Source organism: Microcystis sp. M_OC_Ca_00000000_C217Col, assembly GCF_007095585.1.
In the GTDB taxonomy this organism is placed as follows: Bacteria; Cyanobacteriota; Cyanobacteriia; order Cyanobacteriales; family Microcystaceae; genus Microcystis; species Microcystis panniformis.
Window position 1 is genome coordinate 1 of sequence record NZ_SFBV01000004.1, and the last position, 7,021, is coordinate 7,021.

Genomic DNA, 7,021 nt, shown 5'->3' on the forward strand with positions numbered 1-7,021 from the left:
TTCGTTACTAACTAAAGACTGTCCTTGTTCAATAGCAGTAACTTTTGTCTCTGGTTTGAGAGATATTTCTGCTGATTCTGAGTTAGAAGTGGAAGTATTTATTCTTTCAGTAATTGTTCTCAAAGGTAAAGTAGATTCTCCCGAAGTAGCGGGTAGGAAATCTATCTTCCTTTCTTCAGATGCTTCGTCTGGCTGGTGCAAATTTGGGCACAACAACAAAGGATTTGGTGTGCTTAAATTGCTTACTTGAATCTGTTTTAATTCAACTAAAGTAACTTTTGTTTCTTCCTCTTTTGGCGCAACTGTTCTCTGTGGTTGAGCTAAGGTAGCCGCAGGCTTAGAGTCAGGAGTTGACACCGTTACACTTTCAACAATTGTCCTCAAGGATGGGCTATTTTTTTCAGAAGTGTTTGCTGGAGCATCTATCTTCTCAGAGGAATTTACTTGTTTACTTAAAGAATTAGAATCTGGTGCCAAGGGAACAGCTTTGCGACTGAGGCGAAAAGTTTGACCAGCTTGGGAATCAGAAATATTTTCTATTGGTGGCGCAATCTTCTCCTGATATATCCGTTCAGATAACATTGCTGAAGACAATTGGCTAGTGAGGTTCGGTTCGGTTGTAATTGGCTGCACTGGTGTAGCCAACATTAATTCCGTACTGCTACCTGGTTCACTCTCACCAAAAGCATAACGAGATTGCCACCTTTCTAGGAAACGGGAACGCTGAACCATCCAGCTTGGAACTCGTGCTAATTGAGTCTGGAATTGTTTTAGGTTAATCACCCCAACAGGTTCACTCTGGAGGCGAAGGAGACGCTCTACCAGAACAGATTTTTCATCAGGAGAATCGACCATCTTATACACCTTTTTAGAAACCAATATTGACAGATGCACTTAGTTCAGCGGCGATTCCTCCTACCAAACTGCTCACGCTAGGACGGCTGAGTCCTCGGTGAAATAATTCGACACTTTCAAAGGCGACGTTGCCTGAATCTGCTCGCAATTCTGGGCCAGTCCACTTATAGGGAAAAGCTTCTTTAAAGTTCCACCAAATGACCGGGATGCGCTGCTTGTTCAGCAAATAAATTGTGCCGTTTTGGCGTTCAATCTTGCCTTGGACTACATCTTGATGCCAACTCCACAGTCCATCAATCGGGGTAAGTCCGTGTTTGAGAATCAAGGCTGGGGATTTGCTGCGCCCGGCAAAGCGATGTATGTAGTCATTGACACCGCCTTCCTGGTACTCTTCAATAGTAGTTTCTACCTGCAAACCGCTACATTCAGAGAACCCTCCTGCCAAAATTCCTTCAATCTCGACCAAAAAATTGAAGACCTGATAGGGATCGCTGCGAATTCCCAAAAGATTGGTCGCCAAACTGAAAGCGGCGTTTAAGCCCAAGGATGACATCAGTTATTTTCTCCTGTTTGCTCAAGTTTGTTCGTTAAAACGCTGGTTAATCTTGGCGATTTCTGCCACCCACTGCTGGCGTTCTGGGTGTTCCAATCCCAGAATTTGTTCCGGCTGCCAGTGAAAGTGGTAGGCGATATAGGCTACCTCCTCATAAAGCCGTTCGAGGGGGTAGCGCCTTACTCCCCCAAGCTAGTGAGTTCCACGTCAAACTCTTTTTCGCAGTAAGGGCATTGGGTATGAACCCGGTTGTGACCATTTTGATTAATGCGGCAGTAGAGGTCTTGTAAGTAAGCCAAATCTGCCGCATACAGTCCTTCAATCACCTTCGGGTTGATATACTCCAGGCTGCCAAGCTTAGCGATTACCCGCGACAGCAGGACGATCAGCAGATAAGCTTGGTTGCTACGGACACGGGGATCTTTGAGGGGGGCAATTTCATCGAAGGCAGTGGCTAGGCGCATGACACCTTCCCGATGCAGGTTGCCTTCCCCATCTATATACCCCAGGGGTAAGGTAAAGGGAAATTCAGTCTGGAGCATGATTGGGTGATCAGTTTAGCGGGGGATTAAGCTTTAACCATTTCTTCGTGGACAATTTCTAGGGTTTCAATCGCTACTTCATTGCTGGTGGCATTAAAACTTGGTCCTGTCCATTTAGAAGGCCAGGCTTCCCGCAAATTCCAGCGCAATTTTTCTTCCTGCGCTTCGTTGAATAGGACAATCGAGACATTTTTGCGGGTGGTTTTCCCACCAATCACGGTTTCTCTCCATTCCCAGAGGGTCTTGGAATCGGTGATGCCCCGTTTTAAAGTAATGGGCGCGAATTTATTCAACCCGGTCAATTTACGGACGTGGTTGGCATCGGTTCCTTCCCGATAGTCAACGGGATCGGTTGTCGCATCTAGACCGCTGCATTCGCGGAAGCCTGCTTCTTGAATGCCGTCGATTTCAACGCGAAAATTGAAACCTCGATAGGGATCAACTCTGTCAGCCATAGAAAATCTCCTTGTTAAACAACCAGTAATAGTTAGGAATCAAGGGGTTGGGCGCATTTCCACGCTTCCCGCTCGATGAATGATCCGAATCACGAGAAACTCAGCAGGAGCAGCAGTTGCTAAACCAATTTCAGTTAGCACCTTCCCTTCTTCCCGGAGGTCGGTCGGGTTAGTTTCAGCATCGCATTTGACGTAGAATGCCTGGGCTGGGCTGGCTCCCTGGAGTGCCCCTGACTGCCACAGTTGGGTTAAGTAAGCACTCAGTTCTCGCCCAATTCGCACCCACAAGCGGGGAGAATTGGGTTCAAAGGCTGCCCAGCCGAGATTTTGGTCGATCCACCGCCCCAAGGTGAGGAATAGCCGCCGGACGTTGAGATAACGCCAGTTGGGATCTTGACTGAGGGTCCGCGCTCCCCAGACGCGCAGTCCGCGACCCGGAAAGGCCCGCAGGCAGTTGATGCCAAAAGGATTCAACTCACCTTGAAGGGAATTGTCGATCGCCACTTGCAAATCGAGGGCATCCTGAATCTCTTCATTGGCTGGGGCTTTGAAGACACCCATTGTGCGATCGCTGCGGGCAAAGATACCAGCAATATGACCGCAGGGGGGAACCCAGCGCCCTTGGGTATTTTTCAGCCAGGGATAGTAGAGAGCGGCGTTAATCGGTTTGGGCTGGCCGCGGACAATTGCCTCTCGTTGGTTTTTGACTGCTGCTGCGGTACTGTTTGGGAGAGGATCGAGAATGGCCAAGCGATCGCCTTGTTGGGCGCATTGTTGCAACATTGCCTGTTGCACTTGGATAATGGCACTTTCATCCGTCAGCTTCATAGCATCGGGAACTGCCAGTAAGTCCAAATCCTTCAGGGGAGCGAGAGACGACAAAGCCGCTTCTAAGGCTGATTTTGGCTCTTGATTGGATTCTGCTCGCACCACATAGCAGCGAGTCCCGCCATTGGCAAAGAAGCCAGTCACTGCCTCTAATAGATAGCCTGGGGCGGTAAAGTTTTCGCTGAATTCTTCCTGATGGTGTAATGCCCTCGGGGTGTTGACTGGGAAATCCTTCTCTGATGGCTTAGCCTGAAAGAAGCCGACGAATCCAGGAATGCCAGTGGGTAGCTTGGCTTCTGGTTGGCGGAAGCTTTCCTCTCGATAGACACCTGGCGTTTTATAGGCGATCTCCATAGCTCACCTCTCTGTTAGCTGGTTTGGGCCATCTGGCTGATGCGGAAGATGACAAATTCAGCCGGACGGACAATCGCCACGCCAATTTCCGTGACGACTTGGCCCAATTCGCGCAACTCGGGCGGGTTGTTTTCGGCATCGCACTTGACGTAAAACGCCTCCTGGGGTGTATTGCCAAACAAAGCCCCCGAGCGCCAGACATTGGTGAGGAATGCCGAAACGTTGCGGGTAATTTGTTGCCAGAGGGCGGGAGTATTCGGCTCGAAGACCACCCACTGGGTGCCTTCGTCAATCGATTCCCGCAGAAAAAGCAGGGTGCGGCGGACGTTGATGTATTTCAAGTCAGCATTGTCATCGCCGCCGACGGTTCTGGCTCCCCAGACTAGGATTTTGCCATTGAGGACGCGGATGCAGTTGACTCCTTTAGGATTCAAGTTATCCTGGTCAGCTTTACTGAGGGGCTGGCTTACGTCTTGTGCGCCAAAAATCACCTCATTGGCCGGTGCTTTGAAGACTCCTCGCTCGTTGTCAACGCGAGCATAGACTCCTGCTAGGTGTCCACTAGGGGGGACAATGAGCGACCCATCACCACTAGGGTTTTGTAGTTTAGTCGCTGGGTCAAAAACCTTGATCCAGGGGAAATACCAGGCGGCCAAATCGGTTCTTTTCGGCATGACTCCTGAGTCAGCCGGAATTTTGGTCAGAGTGGTTAAATCGGCAGCCGTCTCAGGTCCATCTAGGATAGCAAAGCGATCGCCAGTGGCTTGACAATGAGCTACCACTTTATCTCGGATCCCGTCATCGGTGTTTCCTGGGATTGCTACCAGTGAAATTGGATCGATCGCGGCAAAAGCTTTGAGGGCATCATCAAGTTGTGTATCATCAGTAATCCGCACTACATAGCAACTGCTGCCGCCATTGTTGAAAAATCCGTAAACTGCGTGAGCCAGGTGTTGGTGTCCAGGATCAATGGCAGGATCGGCATCTGCCGTTGCTGCCTTTGTTTCGTCGCCGATTAGATCGCCAAAGAATTTGGTAAATTGGGTCCAATTGGTAATCAATTTAGCTATCTTGGCTGGCGGCAGCGCAAAGTCCACAAACTTAGTGCTTCCGGGCGTTGTCGGATTTTTGGCGACCAGGTGGATTTTGTCTGGTACAATTCCAATAAATCCGGGGATGCTGGTGCTAACTCCAGCGATCGCTTTAACGGCTGAAGGTACTTCTTCAACATAAACGCCTGGAGAAAGATATTGAGGCATAGCCCTCTCCTTAACAAAATATTTGCTTAATCTCCATGCTAGCACTTTTGGTCTATTGTGACTCCTCTCTACAGGGGTGACAACGAGATTAAAGTCTAGGCTGGGTGTGGGTTGTAGGTAGGGTTGATTCATTTAAATTAAGTACAGCTGATTTTGAGTCAATAAATTTGACTGAAGATTCTCAAGTTTATCTTTTTCTAATCAAAAGAGTTAGTCACAATAACTAATCTTTAATCCTCTGCCAATCTTTATTATGAATAGATTGATAAAACTTGTTAACAAGCCACTAAAAGCCTATCTTTCTTGAAATTGTCTGAGATTACATCCTGTTAATTTAGCTAATTTTTCTGCTTCTTACGTCGATAAAACTATCATTTTTTCCCAACGTTCAGCTAACCAGCTCTGTCCCTCCGTTATTGAGAGAAAACCCAGAAACGTTGAATCCTGTAATAAAACTTTACATTGACAAGCATAATACCCCTATAACCAGAAACGTTGAATCCTGTAATAAAACTTTACATTGACAAGCATAATACTCCTATAACATCAAATTTTAAGTTGAATAGACAATCCTCCGGAACCAGTGTAAATAGCTAATATGTTGACACATGAAACTCTGTAAATAGCGCAGTTTGTCTAATAAGATTTTCCCAAATCCTTCTTCAATATCTATTAGCTGTAGAATCAGATAAGCGATAATGCAGCTATAGAGATGTAGGCGGATTCCGTTCTCGTTTTTAGTGATTAGATTATCCAACTTTAGAGGCATTTTAAAAAATTTCCACAGCAGTTCTATTGGCCATCTTTGGATGTAAATTTCGGCAATTTCTTCATTGCTAACTGCCCCTTCTCCTTGTAGAGGTAAATCTGTCGCCAGCCGAAATTCTGTTTGACTTTCTAGGTCGCAAAAAGCGACTACTCTTACTTCTATTTGTCTTTTATCTTTTCCGAGTTTACACTTGCCATTTTCGAGCATCTCCAGGCTAATATTATTTTTCAATCTCAAGACAAAATGCTTGTCACTACTCTCTAATAATTCGGTGATTCTTTGATTAGAAGCAAATCCTCTATCCATTACGCCAAGTCCATTTACAGTAATTGCTTCTATCGTTTTTCCTCCTTCTTTCGAGTCATGAACTTAACCAAAATGGATGAGGATTCCGACCACCTCTGTTGTGATACTATTAAGACCAGAGAATAGTTTTACTTGATGCCATCCTTGCGACCATAGTATTTTACTGGTTAAGCTAATTATTGTTGAGTCAATGGGAAATAAAGCTCGCGCATTCTCTATTCCTTTTTTGGCAACTAAACGCTTATTTAATTCAACAATGACTTTCTCAAACGGACTTGTTTCTCTAATTTTGCTTGCCTGAGAAAATGGGGATAAATTTACATTAATTCCTTCAAGTACCATGCGACTGCATAAGTCCCTCATACTGACGATGCTTTTATCTAAAGCAAAACCAATCCAACAGGACAAAAATGTAAAAGTGTCTAAAGCGGGGTAGTCATTTTTAGGCAGTGGTTTGAGAAGCTCTTTTATGAGTTTTTAGAAATTCGTCATCAGGGCAAACTCCCTATTGTGAGGGTAATAAGTTGTCTAGATTCTATCTATAATAGCATTTTTTGTCTGACTTTTCTCAACGTTCAACACTTCTGGTTCTAATTGTCTCCCCTCTAGGTCTTTAATCCTGATATTTTCTTGAGAATTTCTGGATAAATCTAAAGCTTTAATCACCTCTTTTGCCACTGCTTTTACCACGGGAATAGCCACAGAATTACCGAACTGTTTATAAGCTTGGACATCGCTGACAACAATCTGAAAACTATCGGGAAATCCCTGTAATCTTGCCCATTCTCTGGGGGTCATTCTGCGGACGAATAATTTATTTACTTCTCCCTTAATGCGAGTAACGGGAGTAAAATTAGTCAGTCTTTTATTGATAACTAAATTTCTTTCTTTTCCCATACCTCCCACCACAATAGCATTAGCGATACCATCGGGAGAAATAATCTCATAACCGAACCCATTACCTTTATTTTGGTGTCTATACTTGTGTTTAAACAAAGTTTCTAAATACTGATTAGAGAGATAATATTTAACGCTGACTTCCTTTTCTTCTAGGATATCTTTGAGACAAGTTTCTTGATGGGTTGGTTGAGGATAGGAAA

At 45.3% G+C, this 7,021-nt stretch carries 7 protein-coding genes and 2 pseudogenes; all 9 read right to left on the minus strand.

Annotation, left to right across the window (positions count from 1 at the left end):
- A partial coding sequence (locus tag EWV66_RS00210) for a hypothetical protein (protein ID WP_287108268.1) occupies positions 1-855 on the minus strand: 855 nt, incomplete at its 3' end.
- 13 nt (positions 856-868) lie between these two features.
- Positions 869-1,408: a phage tail protein gene (locus EWV66_RS00215; protein ID WP_052275915.1), complete on the minus strand. Its 540-nt coding sequence runs from the start codon at positions 1,406-1,408 to the stop codon at positions 869-871.
- A gap of 21 nt (positions 1,409-1,429) precedes the next feature.
- Positions 1,430-1,567 (minus strand): annotated as a pseudogene (locus EWV66_RS23930) (DUF6760 family protein); the annotation flags it as partial.
- Between the two features lie 20 nt (positions 1,568-1,587).
- Positions 1,588-1,950: a hypothetical protein gene (locus tag EWV66_RS00220; RefSeq protein ID WP_002770407.1), complete on the minus strand. Its 363-nt coding sequence runs from the start codon at positions 1,948-1,950 to the stop codon at positions 1,588-1,590.
- A gap of 26 nt (positions 1,951-1,976) precedes the next feature.
- A complete protein-coding gene (locus EWV66_RS00225; RefSeq protein ID WP_052275916.1) occupies positions 1,977-2,405 on the minus strand; it encodes a phage tail protein in 429 nt (142 codons plus the stop codon).
- Positions 2,406-2,444: 39 nt separating this feature from the next.
- Positions 2,445-3,587 (minus strand): phage tail sheath family protein, encoded by a 1,143-nt coding sequence (locus tag EWV66_RS00230; protein ID WP_185237569.1) that lies wholly within the window; start codon positions 3,585-3,587, stop codon positions 2,445-2,447.
- Between the two features lie 14 nt (positions 3,588-3,601).
- Positions 3,602-4,846 (minus strand): phage tail sheath family protein, encoded by a 1,245-nt coding sequence (locus EWV66_RS00235; protein WP_052275918.1) that lies wholly within the window; start codon positions 4,844-4,846, stop codon positions 3,602-3,604.
- A gap of 553 nt (positions 4,847-5,399) precedes the next feature.
- Positions 5,400-6,392: pseudogene (locus EWV66_RS00240) on the minus strand (IS4 family transposase).
- Positions 6,393-6,449: 57 nt separating this feature from the next.
- A partial coding sequence (locus tag EWV66_RS00245; RefSeq protein ID WP_287108271.1) for a DNA cytosine methyltransferase occupies positions 6,450-7,021 on the minus strand: 572 nt, incomplete at its 5' end.

Bases quoted from the DNA above. Each gene is read 5' to 3' on its own strand.
- EWV66_RS00215 (WP_052275915.1), bottom strand. From the start codon at position 1,408: ATGTCATCCTTGGGCTTAAACGCCGCTTTCAGTTTGGCGACCAATCTT.
- EWV66_RS00235 (WP_052275918.1), bottom strand. From the start codon at position 4,846: ATGCCTCAATATCTTTCTCCAGGCGTTTATGTTGAAGAAGTACCTTCA.
- EWV66_RS00220 (WP_002770407.1), bottom strand. From the start codon at position 1,950: ATGCTCCAGACTGAATTTCCCTTTACCTTACCCCTGGGGTATATAGAT.
- EWV66_RS00225 (WP_052275916.1), bottom strand. From the start codon at position 2,405: ATGGCTGACAGAGTTGATCCCTATCGAGGTTTCAATTTTCGCGTTGAA.
- EWV66_RS00230 (WP_185237569.1), bottom strand. From the start codon at position 3,587: ATGGAGATCGCCTATAAAACGCCAGGTGTCTATCGAGAGGAAAGCTTC.